13 protein-coding genes are annotated in these 14,250 nt (G+C 58.5%); all 13 read right to left on the reverse strand.

What is annotated here, in order from left to right; genetic code table 11:
* Window positions 1–3: 3 nt before the first annotated feature.
* The 13 genes from nosZ to AC2FHW_RS05390 all read right to left on the reverse strand — a co-directional run bounded on the left by nosZ (window position 4) and on the right by AC2FHW_RS05390 (window position 14,215).
* The gene (gene nosZ, locus AC2FHW_RS05330; protein WP_496821553.1) at window positions 4–1,911 is read right to left on the reverse strand and encodes a TAT-dependent nitrous-oxide reductase; all 1,908 of its coding nucleotides are present in this window, start codon (window positions 1,909–1,911) and stop codon (window positions 4–6) included.
* A gap of 14 nt (window positions 1,912–1,925) precedes the next feature.
* Window positions 1,926–4,049 (reverse strand): 4Fe-4S binding protein, encoded by a 2,124-nt coding sequence (locus AC2FHW_RS05335; RefSeq protein WP_496821706.1) that lies wholly within the window; start codon window positions 4,047–4,049, stop codon window positions 1,926–1,928.
* 598 nt (window positions 4,050–4,647) lie between these two features.
* The gene (locus AC2FHW_RS05340; RefSeq protein WP_142635225.1) at window positions 4,648–4,911 is read right to left on the reverse strand and encodes a hypothetical protein; all 264 of its coding nucleotides are present in this window, start codon (window positions 4,909–4,911) and stop codon (window positions 4,648–4,650) included.
* On the reverse strand, window positions 4,868–6,421 hold the full coding sequence (locus AC2FHW_RS05345) for a nitrite reductase (protein ID WP_271948634.1): 1,554 nt from the start codon (window positions 6,419–6,421) through the stop codon (window positions 4,868–4,870). The genes AC2FHW_RS05340 and AC2FHW_RS05345 overlap by 44 nt, the downstream gene beginning before the upstream one ends.
* Window positions 6,396–7,610: a heme d1 biosynthesis radical SAM protein NirJ gene (gene nirJ / locus AC2FHW_RS05350; protein WP_281972622.1), complete on the reverse strand. Its 1,215-nt coding sequence runs from the start codon at window positions 7,608–7,610 to the stop codon at window positions 6,396–6,398. Before nirJ ends, AC2FHW_RS05345 begins: the two co-directional genes overlap by 26 nt.
* Window positions 7,598–8,098, reverse strand: a complete 501-nt coding sequence (gene ahbB, locus AC2FHW_RS05355; protein WP_271948631.1) for a siroheme decarboxylase subunit beta — start codon at window positions 8,096–8,098, stop codon at window positions 7,598–7,600. The genes nirJ and ahbB (AC2FHW_RS05355) overlap by 13 nt, the downstream gene beginning before the upstream one ends.
* Window positions 8,095–8,544 (reverse strand): Lrp/AsnC family transcriptional regulator, encoded by a 450-nt coding sequence (locus AC2FHW_RS05360; RefSeq protein ID WP_142635234.1) that lies wholly within the window; start codon window positions 8,542–8,544, stop codon window positions 8,095–8,097. Before AC2FHW_RS05360 ends, ahbB (AC2FHW_RS05355) begins: the two co-directional genes overlap by 4 nt.
* Window positions 8,541–9,530, reverse strand: a complete 990-nt coding sequence (gene ahbB, locus AC2FHW_RS05365; protein WP_271948627.1) for a siroheme decarboxylase subunit beta — start codon at window positions 9,528–9,530, stop codon at window positions 8,541–8,543. The genes AC2FHW_RS05360 and ahbB (AC2FHW_RS05365) overlap by 4 nt, the downstream gene beginning before the upstream one ends.
* A gap of 3 nt (window positions 9,531–9,533) precedes the next feature.
* Complete coding sequence (locus AC2FHW_RS05370) at window positions 9,534–10,679, reverse strand: cytochrome D1 domain-containing protein (RefSeq protein WP_142635237.1); 1,146 nt, start codon at window positions 10,677–10,679, stop codon at window positions 9,534–9,536.
* On the reverse strand, window positions 10,676–11,026 hold the full coding sequence (locus AC2FHW_RS05375) for a c-type cytochrome (RefSeq protein WP_271948625.1): 351 nt from the start codon (window positions 11,024–11,026) through the stop codon (window positions 10,676–10,678). Before AC2FHW_RS05375 ends, AC2FHW_RS05370 begins: the two co-directional genes overlap by 4 nt.
* A complete protein-coding gene (gene cobA, locus AC2FHW_RS05380) occupies window positions 11,019–11,780 on the reverse strand; it encodes a uroporphyrinogen-III C-methyltransferase (RefSeq protein ID WP_271948622.1) in 762 nt (253 codons plus the stop codon). The genes AC2FHW_RS05375 and cobA overlap by 8 nt, the downstream gene beginning before the upstream one ends.
* 189 nt (window positions 11,781–11,969) lie before the next feature.
* Window positions 11,970–12,377 carry a cupredoxin domain-containing protein gene (locus AC2FHW_RS05385; protein WP_496707998.1) on the reverse strand — a complete coding sequence of 136 codons (408 nt, stop codon included), beginning with the start codon at window positions 12,375–12,377 and terminating at the stop codon, window positions 11,970–11,972.
* Between the two features lie 53 nt (window positions 12,378–12,430).
* Window positions 12,431–14,215, reverse strand: coding sequence for a NapC/NirT family cytochrome c (locus AC2FHW_RS05390; protein ID WP_271948616.1), 1,785 nt, complete (start codon window positions 14,213–14,215; stop codon window positions 12,431–12,433).
* Between the last annotated feature and the right edge of the window lie 35 nt (window positions 14,216–14,250).

Raw genomic sequence — 14,250 nt, forward strand, 5'->3', positions numbered from 1 at the left:
GGGTTATGCCCCCGCCGGTTCGACCAGCATCCGGCCGCGCATTTCCATGTGCAGCGCGTGACAGAACCACTGACAATAGAACCAGTGCACGCCCGGACGGTCGGCAGTGAAGGTGACCGAAGCGGTCGCCATCGGTGCCACTTCCATCGCGATGCCGTAGTTGCCCAGGCAGAAGCCGTGGGTCACATCGTCCACGTCATCCAGGTTGGTGATGTATACAGTCACCTCGTCACCCTGTTTGACGGTGAACTTCTCAAGGCTGAAGGTCGGGGCTTGCGAGGTCATGTAGACCCGCACCTTGTTGCCGTCCCGGATTGGTTCCTCGGCGCCGTCTTCCAGATCGATGCCATCAGCCTCGGCCTGTTTACGGGCGTCTTCCCATGTGACATCGGCGCGGTCCCAGACGTTGACCGGGTTGACGATGTCGGCGCGAACCATGATCGAGTCATGGGGTTCAGCAAAGGTCGGCCCGTCGTGAACCACCTTCATCTCGTTGGTTGAGATGTCGATCAGCTGTTCGTTTTCAGGCTTCAGCGGACCTGTGTTCAGGAACCGGTCTTTCGAGAACTTGTTCATCGAAATCAGCCATTTGCCGTCGGCCTCCTTGGTTTCACCCATGGTGGTCGAGTTGTGGCCCGGCTGATAGTGCACGTCGACATTCGAGATGATCGGGTCCACGTCCTCACCGGCATAGGCCTTGATGGCGTCTTCGATGTTCCACTTCACGATCTGGCTGTCGAGGAACAGCGTGGTGAACGCATTACCCTGACCGTCATAGGCGGTGTGAAGCGGGCCAAGACCCAGCTGCGGTTCACCCACGATGCACGACCGCGGATCGGCGTCGCTTTCGAACAGGGCGTCCAGTTTGGTTACGTCCATGATCGATACGGTCGGCGACAGCTTACCGTTGATGCAGACGTGCTTGCCGTCGGGCGCGGTGTTGATGCCGTGCGGTGAGTTCGGGATCGGGATGTAACGGGTGTATTTCTTGTTCTGACCCTTACGGCCGTCCAGAACCTTGACGCCTTTCAGCTCCTGATAGTCACCGGCTTCAATCCCTGCTTCGATTTCGGCGAGGTTGAAGACAACAACATGGTCCAGCTCGTTCTCGGTCATCTCGGCCAGGTTCATACCCATTTCCGAGTTGTACGAGGTCGAATAGGCGTATTTGCCCTGATAGTCGCAGTCGGTGTTGTCGAGGTTACCCGACACGATCACTTGCCAAGCGACTTCCATGGTGTCGCCGTCCAGCGCGGTGAAGATGTTCACGTATTGCGACGGATCGTCCAGCACTGTGCCGTCGTTGACCAGCGGCGTTTCATCCTCACCATTGGCAAAGACATAGCCGGTGCGCGGGAACTTCTGAGGACGCAGACCGTGGATCGCCTTGGCGTTCGGGATTTCGGTGATCTTGTCGCATTTCATCACATCGCAGCGCACACGAGCGACGCGGGTGTTGGCCTTGTCGTTCATGAACAGATAGCGGCCATCATAGGTGCCATCGGTGAACGACATGTGTGGGTGGTGAAGGTCGCCGTTATCATAAGTTTTCAGGCCGCGCTTGGCGAGAAACTCTTTGGTCTCCGGCAGCAGGCCATCGGTCATGATCTTCAGCGATTCATTGGTCTGGCCCCAGCCGGTGGCCGAGCAACGGTTGAACACCGGCACCCGCATCAGCTCGCGCATGGAAGGGAAGCCAAGGATACGCAGTTCACCGGTCTGACCCGAGGACCAGAAGCCGTAGTATTCGTCCAGTTCGCCGGGCTGCAGATTGGCATTGGCGGCGGCGCTGGCCTGTTTTGCGGTCATCAGGGTCGAACCCAGACCGGTCCCGGCCAGCACGGCGCCGGTTGCGGTTGCGCCCAGCATCCCGCGACGTGTGATGTTCAGTTTGTTGTCATGTTCCGACATGATCGTTCCTCCTTTTAGGAAACGGTTTTCGGTTTGGCGTTCGGATGGTTCGCCGGTGGTTGTCCGAGTGGGGTCTTGAGATCGACCGACCCTGTCTTGGCCCGCCGCTTAAGCTGGCGGATAACGACGGGACATTTGTCCTCGGACTGGTAGAGCACCTGACAATGCAGGCAGGTGACGCACTCGTTCGGATTGATCTCACCGGTGGGGTGGATCGCCTGAACGGGGCATTCATTGGCGCAGGTCTGACAGGGCGTGCCGCAGTCCTTGTAGCGGCGCAGCCAGTCGAACATGCGCATTCGGGCCGGGATCGCCAGCGCTCCGCCCAGCGGGCAGAGGTAGCGGCAATAGAAGCGTTCAATGAACAGCCCGATCCCCAGCAGGGCTAGCGCAAAGACCACAAACGGCCAGTCGCGCATGAATTTCAGAATGATCGCGGTCTTGAACGGCTCGACCTCGGCATACTTCTCGGCAAGCGGGATGGAGACAAAGCTGAGGCCGAAGAGACCCAAGAAGATCATGTATTTCGCGGGCCACAGCCGTTCATTCAGGCCCCAGGGCAGGGTCCATTGCGGCACGCGAAAAGCCCGCGCGATCTTGTTGGTCAGTTCTTGCAGCGCGCCAAACGGGCACAGCCAGCCGCAATAGGCACCGCGTCCCCAGAACAACAGGGCGGCTGCCACGGCGAACCATTGGATGAACACCAGCGGGTCCAGTAGGAAGGCATCCCATGAGAAACCTGTGCGCAAACTGCCCGCCAGCGCCATCAGGTTCACCACGCTCAACTGGGCATTCGCGTACCAGCCGATGAAGAACAGGGTCATTGTCAGATAGCCGATGCGGAACCAGTAAAAGACCCGCGCGTTCATCGTGGCATGGAACTGGAAAAAGAAGGTCGCCGTCAGTATCAGCAGCATGACGCCCAGACCGGCAATCTCGACTGTGCGATCCTTCCAGATACGTTTCCAAAGAGCGGCTTTGGCAGCAGCTTCACCTGTGGCGTCATCCACAACGGTGGGGGCTACGACTGGCAACAGGTACTGCTCAGGCAGTTTGTAGCCCAAATCGAAGGTCAGGAATGTCTTTTCAACCGCACCGACGGCGCGTTGCACCAACAGTTGCAGGCGGAAGGGTTCGGCCGGATCAAACTCTGCCTCAGCGGGGATTTTGAAGATATCCAGCTCCGTGAAACTGGGCGCATCGGCGGCCGCAACTCTGCCCAGACGCTCTTGCTGTTTATCAAAGAAGCGTACCGAATTATCACCTTGAATCAGCTGAATACGGTCGAAAATCCCGCCACGCACATAGCCTGACCCCTTGAAGCTATAGGCGCCACGACCCAGCACCAGGATGGCTTGCTCGCCCTCGCCCAGCCACTCGGTCAGGTTTTGATACTCGGCCTCGCCCAGCAGCGACTTGCCGATCGACGGGACTGAAACCAACCCCAGATGCATGTCGATGAAGGTGTCGTCGGGCGCGCCCCGTTCACGGCGCCTGATGGCGCGCTGGTCGCCGGTGGCCTCGAACGCAGCGTTGACCTGACCGACATCCAGTGTCAGGCGTCGGACCGAGCCGTCACCCGAAAGCGTTGTCCAGTCATAAGTGGCGTCTTGTGCCATATCGACATCGCGCTTTGGCCCGTCGGCCTGCAGCGGTGACAAGCCACCCAGCCCCAGAGCCCGCGCTACCTTGATGCCGCCACGCACGAGACTGTCGTCGATCACCATGATTGTGACAGTCGCGCCCGAGATAATGTCGAGGTCATGGCCCTCACCGCCTGTTTCAGCCTCAATCCTAAGGTCCAGGCCGGCGTAGCCTTCGGTCAGTTCGACCATGCGCGCGTTCGGGATCCCGATCAGTACGATGGGTTCCGAATGCTTGACCAGCTTAACGCCAGTAAGCACCGCATCATTGTCGATCGCTGCAACGACGTGAATGGGTTTGCCGGAATAGCCTGTGGTGCCCACGAAATCCGAGGTCAGAAAGGCCCAGGCAATCGTTTTGCCCCCTTTCAGGATAGGCGCAACCGGAATGTCTTTTCTGATCGGGCCAAATGCCTCGGCGCCGGGGATCAGGTCCGCGGGCTCAAGTTCTGGCAAAAAGCTGGCAAGGCTGTCGGCATGTGCGCTGATCGCCATCAGGCAGGACAGAAAAAAGGCCAACAGGAAATGGATTGCGCGACTTACGACCACGGCGCACCTCCGATGATTGGGATGGATGCCATGGACGCGCGCGGGGCGCGTTGGGTTTTAAATTCTGGTGCAGGGGGAGGACCCCGGGTTTCTGGCCACAGCCGGTCAGAGCCATTTAGCTCGAAGGACCTGTTGTTTTGGCAAGATAAGAATTGAACCCTTCCCCGTAGCGTCACTTCCAGCGGCATGGGCAGAGGTGCGGCACCGGTCACGGCGCACAGCGCGCAATCGGCGCATTTGGGGCAAGGTGCGGTCGGGTCTGCATCGCCTTTTTCAAGATCAACCTCGACCCAGACCGCGCCGCCCTCCGAGCAGATCTCAACCCACATGCTTTGCCCGGGACTCGCCAGCGCCGGGCTAAGCAGCTGCAAAAGCAGAAGGATTATACCTGCCACCGCACAAGCTGCGCGGGACGCGCAAACAGCTGAAATGTGCAAAGGATTTTGGGCGGGCATGGAGAATCCAACTCGGTGATCTTTCCCAAGTCCTAAGAGATTCCCGAAAGCAGATACTTGACTTCGGTTAGGCCTTTGGAGAATCCGACCTAGCCGTCTGCTTCGTCCATCAAACTGCGTACCCAGCGCCCTGCAAACCAGCAGGCAGGTACACCCAATGGGATTGACCACAGGATGGCGGTGACAGGCTCAATCACTCCGAATCCGGCGCTGTTGGCGATCAGGCCAGCCAGAAAAAGGTTTATGGCCACGGTCAGCGCAGACGCTGGATACAGCAATATGGCCAGTTTCCACACCGGCCATTTGCCCTCAGTGGCTGGTTCCTTCCGAGAAGGTGATTTTGTTCCAGACATTGTACTTTCCCGAAGGTTTGCGCATCGGCAGACGGCGGAACTCTTCCAGTGTTTTTGCATCATAGATGATCACCGCGCCGTCATCTTCCCAGATCGAAACCAACGCATGGCTTCCGTCCTTGGTGAATTCCACATGGGCCACGGTTTTGCCCGGCGCTGGGCGCAGGGTCCGTACGATCTCAAGGGTTTGCTTGTCGATCACATGCATCACATCCTTGTTGGGCCCAAAGAAAACATCGGCCCAGACATATGGCGAGTTTTCATGGCTGCGCATGAAAAACCCCGGCCCTTCGGTCTTGATCCGCTTGACCGTTTCCCATGTCTCCATGTCGATCACCGAGACGGTGCCATCAGTCAGGTGCGGCGTTGCCATCACAGTTGTATCGCCGCGCCGCCAGGTAATCCCGGAACCCAGATGCGGCATGCCGGGCAGATCCAGGTCAGCCACTTTTTGGCCAATGACCAGATCAATCACCTGACCGCCGTTCCCGTCGCGAGATGCGCCCATGACGTATTCATAAGTCTGGTCGAAAAAGAAATCGTCCAGATAGTCGGGCGTAGTGATCTTGCGTACTGGGAAAGGGTTAGGGTTCTTGAACTGCCCTTCGATACGAAAATCGTGTCCCAGCCCGGATTGGGGTGGATTGGCGCCATAGAAGACCTCCCAAATCTCTGGCACATCCTTCAAGGCCAGCACAAAGCTTTCCCGTGGCGGAGCTTGATAAACGGCTGAAACGCGGCTGGGATTACCTTTCCTGCTTTTAATCTCGATGACTTTTGCCACCGAAAGATCCCGGGTGGACAAAAGAGTCAGGCTGTTGGGTAGGTAATTCGCCACCGCCAGCCATTTGCCATCGCCTGACATGGCAATGTTGCGGCTGTTTAGTCCCGCCCGCACGCGACCCACCTGTTGCAACGCCCAGATGTCATATTTCTGGACCCAGCCATCGCGGGACATGATGAACACGTAACGCCCATCGGGGCTGAACTTTGGGCCGCCATGAACGGCAAAAGGAGTTTCAAATCTGTCCAAAACCTCAAATGTGTCACCGTCCAGAACGCTGACATTGTGGTCTCCGGTTTCCACCACCAACGTGATGTTCATCGGATCACTGGACCAGACGGGCGCATCAATCTCGACATAGTCTGCGTCCAGCGTACGGCTGGCCATGATGTCTGCCTCGGCCCAGTCCGGGGCGGTCTCGAGCGGGGATTTCAGCCAACCTGCCAACTCCTCAATCTGCAGGGCGTTCAGATTATGCGCAAAGGCTGGCATCTGAGTGGCGGTGCGCCCTTCGGCGATCACGGCGGCAACCCGCGGCCCGCGCATGCGTTTTAGGGTTTCGGGTATCAAGGCCGGACCAACTCCGCCCAGCCGGGTGTCACCATGGCAGGACGCACAATGTTCGGCATAGTCGGACTGGGCGTCGGCCCATGCGGCGCTGGTCAGCAGAAGCGCGCACAGTGTTCCAAGCGTGCGAGCCCTAAAAGAACTGATGCGCCGGATCATGGCTTTTCCCCCGGAAAGGTGTGACCTGCAGGCGTTTGCCCGCTTTATCCACGCCAATTTCATCGTTTGACAGGTAACAGGCCGGGTCCTCGGCCCAGGGATCGCCCGTCAGTTGCAGGGCCCGGATGCGCGTGTTGCCACCGCAAACATCCCTGAGCTGACAAACTCCACAGCGCCCTTTCAGCGGACGCGGACGAGTGCGCAGCATGGCCAGCATCTTGTCGTCCCCGGTCCACAACTCGGAAAACGGCGTCGTTTTCACATTCCCGACCGTGTAATCTGACCAGTAGGTGTCGGGATGGACCCGACCAAGATTGTCGATATTGGCCACCCCCAACCCGCTGGAGTTCCCGCCCCAGGCCGCCAAATGCGCACGTATATGCGAGGTCTTTTCGGCATCAAAATGCGTCCTGACCCAGTTCAGAAAATATCCGGCGTCGGCATCGTTATTGCCGGTGACGATATCCAGCGGGCGCCCGCCCGAGGCAGCCTCCCACGCGCGGTCCAATAACAGATCCAGACCTTTGCGCGTGCGCAGATGCTCGGCATCCTCGCCCCTGTTCTTGTCGCCGCGACCGGCGTAAACCAGATGAGACAGGTAGAATTTGTCGACCCCCTCATCATCACACAACTGCAGGAGATCGGGCAGATGGTGCTGCGTGCCCTCGGTCAAACAGAATCGCAAACCGACCTTGATGCCGCGTTTCTTGCACTCGCGCACGCCGCGCAGGGCATCTGAAAAGGCGCCCTCGACACCTCGGAACCAGTCGTTTGTGGCCCCGATTCCGTCAAGTGATATGCCGACATAGTTAAAGCCGACATCAGCGATCATATCAGCGGTTTCATCGTAAATCCGCGTGCCATTCGTCGACAGCGCCAGCATCGGCACCAACTTGCGCGCCCGGTTGGCGATATCAAAGAAATCGAACCGATCCAGCGGTTCCCCCCCCGAGAGGATCAGGGCCGGGACGCGAAATTGGCCGAGATCCTCAAGGGTTACCATGGCTTGCTCGTGGCTGAGCTCACCCGGGAACGCGACATCCGCCGAAACAGTATAGCAATGGCGGCATTTCAGGTTGCAGCGCCGGGTCAGATTCCAGATGACCACCGGCTTAACCGGGCCGGGGCGGCGCTTGCGCACGGGGGTCGCGGTGACCAGTTGCTGCATGTATTCAGTCAGGCGGAACATGGCGTTTGGCCTTTCGGTTTCAGGCGCAGCCCGGTCTTTTTCAGGATGCGCGTTGAATACAGGATGTCCTTGCCCCGGCAGGCACTGCCCAGAATACCGGCAATCTCGGCCCGTTTTTCTTCGACTTCACCCCTGTCTTTGCCATGGACCATGGCGAACAGGTTGTAAGGCCAGTCGGGCAGGGCACGTGGACGTTCATAGCAATGGGTGACAAAAGGCAGACCGCCAATATGTGCCCCCAAATCAGCGATTTGACTGTCATCGACGTCCCAGACTGTCATGCCGTTCGAAGTCATGCCCAGTTTGTAGTGGTTCGGGGCTGCGGCGATACGACGTATAACGCCGCGCGCCTTAAGTTCTGCGAGGCGACACAGCAGCGCTTGTTCGTCCATCCCAAGGCTTTTAGCAACCCGAGCGTAGGGCGAAGGCACCAGGGGCAATCCGCCCTGCAGAACCTCGATAATCAGTCTGTCTTTTGCGTCGATCATGCCGCCACCCGGAAGCCAATGAAGAATTCCTGCAACTTGGGAAATCTGAGAACTTCGATCCCCGTCTCTTGTTCGATCGCATCGGCGCAGGCCTCAATCCCTTGGGGCGTTTCGGTGGCCAACACGAACCACATGTTCAGCCGGTGCGTACGTTCATAATTATGGGCAACTTCGGGATGCGCATTGACTTTGGTCAGGACGGATTCAAATGCCTCTGTCGGTATGGCCATGGCACATAGGCAAAAAGCCCCGCCCATCGCGGCCGCGTCAAAGAACGGGCCAAAGCGCGTGATGACCCGGTCATCCTTCATCCGTGATAGGCGAACCAACAGATCCTGTTCCGAAATCCCCAGTTCTTGGGCCACCATCGCATAGGGTTGTGAGGTCAGAGGTAAGTCGTCCTGCATTCGGTTCAGGATTGCCCGATCAGTTTCGTCCAGGGTCATGCCGCCGTCTCCTTGGGTTGGATCAGCGCGCCGGTCTGTTTGAAACAGCGAGTTGAAAACAACACCTTGTGCTGCGCGCCAAACAGCTCAGGCAATGCCGCAGCCCCGGCCAGGACGTTTCGCGCTTCGCTGCGCGAGCGGGCGTGGATCATGGAATACAGGCGGTAGGGCCAGATGTTTTCAACGGGTCGACGCTCATAACACAGTGTCACGCCAGGGTATTTTGCCAGCGCAGGCCCGGCACGATCGACCTGATCAGTTGGCATATCCCAGACCACCATCGCATTGGCCGACCAGCCCAGTGCCCGGTGTCTTACGATCACGCCAAGACGCGAGACAATTCCAGCCTCGTGTAAGATCCGGATCCGCGTCATGGCGTCCACTGGTTTACGGTCCAAAGAGGCGGCCAGTGCTGCGTAAGGTTCGCAAACCAGCGGTAAGCCGGAACTAAGCGCCTGCATCAATGAGCGATCACCCTTTTGCAGAACGGAACAGTCCACCTTGCGCGGTGCCGGTACGTTGCGTTGCTTGCCTGTCATTCGAAAGCCCAAATCAACATTGAACGGCCGAACCAGACGCAAGTCCAAAACCTGCAAACCGGTTTGCAGGCCAATCCGGGCCAGAGTGGCGTCCACATGCGCGCGATCAGGGCCGGTCGCTACAAACCAGAGGTTCCATTTGTCCTCACGTTGATAATTGTGGTTCACACCGGGCTCTGCGTCGATCAGGGCGGCAATGTCCTCCAGATGCTCCTCGGGTGCGGCCACCGCGGCCAGAGTGCTGGCCGTCACCGCGCCCGGAGTGATCGTGGCCCCGACCCGGGTGATCCGGCCGGTCGAACGCATTCGCGCCAGGCGGTTCAGCACTTCAGCTTCGTCCAGCCCCAGCGCCTTGGCCACTGGCTGAAACGGGCGGTCGACAATCGGAAATTCGCGCTGAAAATCGTCCAGCAGGCGACGGTCGATCGGGTCAGTGATATGTTGCATGGGTTACAACCCTGTTCTGTGCGCGCGGGCGGTGAAAAAGATACCCGAGGGGCTGTCCGCCGCGATCTCGCGCAGCTTTTCAAAGCTATGCGTGTCGTAGACCACGACCTTGTTGGCGTCGCGGACACTGATCCAGACCTCATGCCCGCGTGCCGTGAACTCCATATGCAGGACGGCAGGGCCCGGAGAGAATTCGTGGATGACCTGTTTGCTGACGCTGTCGATGACCTGAATCGTATCGTTCAATGGATGGGCAAAATTCACCCAGACCTGTCGCCCATCCGGGCGCGCCATGGCAAAGACCGGCTGACCATGGGTTTGGGTGCGGCCTGTTTCTGTCAAGGTTTCGGCGTCAATCCACAGAACCTCATGGTGGCCGACCGCGGGCAGGACAAATTCGCGATCCGTCAGTGCCCAGCCCTCAAGATGAGGCATCTTGTATACCGGCATCTCTTCCTGTCCGCGCCCATAGCCCGGAAGCACGCGGATCGGTTTTGGATTGTCTGCCCATAGGTCCAGCGCGGTCAGCCCGTCCTCACCAAACAGACCGGTGATATAAGTGCGACCATTGGCGGTGATCAGCGCGTCATAGGGGTTCTTACCCATATCGGTGATCTTTGTGATCTCGGGCGCGCCATTTGCGAAATCAGCAATCCAGGTCTCGCCCGTGTCCCACATGGAAAACACGAACCGACGGCCCGGCGCATCGACAAGACCTATGGTTTTGCTGTCGGTGGGGATGTCGGCAACCAGTTCCAGCGTATCCGCGTCGAACACGCGTACGCCACCCGGCTCATAGTTTGACACCGCAACCAGTTGGCCGTCATCCGAAATCGCGCCGCCAATGGCATTGCCAGCCTGCACGACCCGATTTGCAATCTGACGGGTCACTATATCAACCTTGGTCAGCCCGCCATCGCGGCCAAAAACATAGGCAAAGCGTTCGTCGGGTGAATAGACTAGGGAGGCGTGGGACAGATCGCCCAACCCTTCGATCCGTGCCAATGCGGCCCGGTCCGACTGGTCCACCAATAAGACCGACCCTTTTGCCCGTTCGATCACAAGGCCCAGATCTCCGGTGGCGGTGGGGTCTGCATTGGCAGGTGTCATCATCATTAGGGCAACGATGCCAAGGGCAAGTTGTTTCATTTTGCCTCCTGTTCCAGCAGGTATCGGGCGATCCATTCGGCCTCTTCTTCGCTGATCAGGGGGCGCCAGGGGGGCATAGCCGTGTCGGGGATGCCGTCCAGAATGACCCCCGTCAGGACGTCCGCCTCGTAATGTTCCAGAGTTTCCGGTCGCAGATCAGGACCAAGCCCGCCTTTCAGGGACAATCCGTGGCACGAGCCGCAATCCTGGTGGACCAACCGTTTCAGGGCGGTTGGGTCGATGGCGTCAGCGGCCAGAGCGGAAGTGGCAACCAGAACGACGGCAGTCAGAACAGTATGCGCGGCCCAGCCCGGCTGCTTGCGGTCCATATGCGCCAGGCTACCCATGCGCCCGCTCCAAAATCTCGGTCAGGGCCTGATTGGCATAAAGCGAAACGACCTTTCCGATAATGAATAAGGTAGGGGCCTTCAGATCCGCCTTGCGCGCATCCGCGGCAATCTGGTCCAGTCGGGATACAAGGCGGCGTTCAGAGGCACTGGTGGCCTGCCCAACAGCCAGGACCGGGGTGGATCCGGGTAGGTTCTCGGTCATCAAGCCGATGGCGATCTGGCCGATATTGGCCACGCCCATATAGACGACCAGCGTCGTATCCGGGTCCGCCAGTCGTTTCCAATCCAGATCAAGAACTTTGTCGGACTGCCTGTGCCCGGTGACATATTGAACCGAGGTCGCCAGTCCGCGATGGGTCAGGGGCACGCCGGTCGAACAGGATGCGCCTTGTGCCGCCGTGATGCCCGGTGCGTATTCGACCGTAACACCGTGTGCCATCAGAAAAGCGGCCTCTTCCGAGCCGCGACCAAAGATCATCGGATCCCCGCCTTTCAGCCGGGCCACAACGTGACCTGCGCGTGCGTGTTCCAGCAGGATTTCGTTGATGCGATCCTGAGGAACAGTGTGGCACTTGGGGGCCTTGCCGACGGCGATCAGCCGCGCGCCTTCGGTGTGCATGGCCAGAATTTCATCCGAAACAAGGCGGTCATAGACCACCACGTCCGCCTCCTGCAGCATACGCAGGGCGCGCATGGTGATCAGTTCGGGATCACCAGGGCCGGCACCAATCAGAAAAACCTTACCGCTCATGTGCAAACTCGCTTGTTCTGAATGTCTTCGGAACCCGGTGTTTTGGTCGTTTCCATGCGCGAATATGGGACGTTGCTGGGGGAACCGGGCGTGTCATGGAAACAAGTTGGCGCACAGGTAAACCGACCTCCTTGACTTAAGTTAAGGAGCACGGGAATTGCGCCCGCGCATCTTTCAGCCTGCCGCTTATCAGGGCTCTACGGTGACCATTCCGAACATGTTCTGTGTCTCCCAATGTGGTCCGCACAGGTAATCCTGGGCGCCGGGAACAAGAAATGTCAGATCAACAAATTCCTCGGGGAACAGGCGGTCACTCTCGGCTTTGCTGCCATCTTTCAGCAGGACGCTATGGCTGGTGCGTTTGTCTACGTTCACCCAACGCACTGTGGTCCCCGCTTTGACCGTCAGTTGGGCTGGGCAGAAATTGTATTTGTACATCAGCACAACCTCTGCATCTTCCACATCTGAAGACGGCTGACCGAACAGGTCCACGTAGCGGGTTTCTGCCTCGGCGCAGATCTCAGCTGTGTCTTCGTCAGCGGCCACTGCAGGTGACGCCAAAGCCAGAAATGCAAGAAGAAGTAGGCGGATCTTCATCGTCCAAGTCTCCATACCTAATACTTTGGGGCCGGTTTACCCGGCCCCATCAGTCATTGCCCGACCACGTTGATATTGGCACTGTCGTCGTCCAGCGCGAAGCTTGTGTTCAGCGTTACGTGGTGGAATCGTGCCGCAGAAAAGTCATCGTGGATCGCAAAGCCGACCGTATAGGTCTTGCCCGGTTCCAATGGCACATCACCCGGTGCGCCCGAGTTTAAGGGCCGCGAGAACGTGACGGTCCAAATACCACCCGACAAGTTGGCCGAGGCGGCGATTTCGCCATCATTGACTATGCGCTGTTCCAGAAGATAGCCGTTGCTGGCGCTGCCATCGGCATAGACGCGCATCAGATCCAGATAGGTGCCGTCATCCAGATATTGCGCGATCTGCGCTTCGGCCTGCAATTTGTCCCAGCCACCCAGAGCTTTCCCACGCCGGCCTTTGACTTCGACCTCGGTGCGGCTTTCGCTGATATATTTGGTCACAGTGTCCTGAGCGGCCAGGCGGCCTGCAACATCGCCATTGGCGACAATCGCATCTGCACCCGGATCAAACGGCATATAGGTGTTGTCCGCGTGGCACGAGGCCCAGCAGCCCACCTGTTCCCCCATTTCGATCCCGGTTCCGGTGATCATCATGGCGACCTTGATCTGGTTGTCCGGGTCCATCTTCCCGCCATCCACAAATGGTGCAGGATTGTGACCTGCATCCGGCCATTGCAGGCGGATATAGAGGTTTTCGGCATCATGGGCGGCCTGAACAGTTGCGTCGATCACACCACGTTTTCCAGGGATCGGGGTTGGTTCCAGCTCGCCGCCTGCGACGATCTTGTTTCCAATCATGTCCAATTCCTTGGCATGACAAGTCGAACATTGGTCGCCACCTTTTGTCAGTGGCCGGGCGCCGCCGTGGAACTTGCCATTCTGAACCCATTCAAACGAAGCCTGACCGGGATAAAACAGCTTCAGATCCGCGCTTGCGATGCTGGTCCAGTCGATATCGCCTCCGATATCGCTGCCACCGCCTGCCGGGGCTGTGGATTCTTCACCGCTTGATTTGGCGCGTTCTTCGGCGACTGCAGCGTCCACAGCGGCTGCGATCTGGGCTTGCACCGCCTCTTGTTGTGCTGTCTTGGCCGATTTTTCGGCTTCGGCCTCAGCCGCCTCCTTGGCTTCTACACGGTCGAGACTGGCCAGATATTCTGGCGGAATTGCACGGATGAAATCAGGATTCGGGGCTTCAATCTGTTCCAGATATTCATCTGTGGCCCTGTCGCGGATGTTCGAATGCGCAATCCCTTTGTGGCAGTCGATGCAGGTCTGGCCTGTCTCCATTGCGTTCAAATGTTGCTGGCGCGCGCGGGGGCGCTGGAACTCGGGCATCATCGATTCAAAGTCATGGCAGTTGCGGCACTCGCGCGAATCTGTGGCCTTCATCCTTTCCCATTCATTCATCGCCAGATGGATACGCTTGGCTTCGAACTTCTCGGGTGTACTGATCGAGCCAACCACCTTGCCATACAGTTCTTTGGACGCCTTGATCTTGCGGATCATCTTGTGGGTCCAGTCCTTGGGTACGTGACAGTCGGAACAGACCGCCCCGACCCCCGATCGGTTCACATCGTGGATGGTCCCGGTGTATTCTTCATAGACGAAATCGCGCATCTCATGGCACGAGATACAGAACTCTTTGGTGTTGGTTGCTTCCATGGCGGTGTTGAACCCACCCCAAAAGACGATCCCGGCGGCAAAGGCAGCGGCAATACCGGCCACAGGCATTCCCCACAGGAAATACCGACGCCAGATCGGTGGTTTCTTATCTGGATCGGAGGTCATGTCCGGGCTCCGTTTTGGCTGTGTTGACTGGCGCG

It is taken from the genome of Ruegeria sp. YTSA108, from assembly GCF_059610185.1.

Excerpts from the sequence above, each read along its gene's own strand:
- AC2FHW_RS05385 (WP_496707998.1), bottom strand. The coding sequence starts at position 12,377 with ATGAAGATCCGCCTACTTCTTCTTGCATTTCTGGCTTTGGCGTCACCT.
- AC2FHW_RS05335 (WP_496821706.1), bottom strand. The coding sequence starts at position 4,049 with ATGGCGATCAGCGCACATGCCGACAGCCTTGCCAGCTTTTTGCCAGAA.
- AC2FHW_RS05360 (WP_142635234.1), bottom strand. The coding sequence starts at position 8,544 with ATGACCCTGGACGAAACTGATCGGGCAATCCTGAACCGAATGCAGGAC.
- AC2FHW_RS05370 (WP_142635237.1), bottom strand. The coding sequence starts at position 10,679 with ATGAAACAACTTGCCCTTGGCATCGTTGCCCTAATGATGATGACACCT.
- ahbB (WP_271948627.1), bottom strand. The coding sequence starts at position 9,530 with ATGCAACATATCACTGACCCGATCGACCGTCGCCTGCTGGACGATTTT.
- AC2FHW_RS05390 (WP_271948616.1), bottom strand. The coding sequence starts at position 14,215 with ATGACCTCCGATCCAGATAAGAAACCACCGATCTGGCGTCGGTATTTC.
- cobA (WP_271948622.1), bottom strand. The coding sequence starts at position 11,780 with ATGAGCGGTAAGGTTTTTCTGATTGGTGCCGGCCCTGGTGATCCCGAA.
- AC2FHW_RS05345 (WP_271948634.1), bottom strand. The coding sequence starts at position 6,421 with ATGATCCGGCGCATCAGTTCTTTTAGGGCTCGCACGCTTGGAACACTG.
- AC2FHW_RS05340 (WP_142635225.1), bottom strand. The coding sequence starts at position 4,911 with ATGTCTGGAACAAAATCACCTTCTCGGAAGGAACCAGCCACTGAGGGC.
- AC2FHW_RS05375 (WP_271948625.1), bottom strand. The coding sequence starts at position 11,026 with ATGGGTAGCCTGGCGCATATGGACCGCAAGCAGCCGGGCTGGGCCGCG.
- ahbB (WP_271948631.1), bottom strand. The coding sequence starts at position 8,098 with ATGATCGACGCAAAAGACAGACTGATTATCGAGGTTCTGCAGGGCGGA.
- nosZ (WP_496821553.1), bottom strand. The coding sequence starts at position 1,911 with ATGTCGGAACATGACAACAAACTGAACATCACACGTCGCGGGATGCTG.
- nirJ (WP_281972622.1), bottom strand. The coding sequence starts at position 7,610 with ATGTTCCGCCTGACTGAATACATGCAGCAACTGGTCACCGCGACCCCC.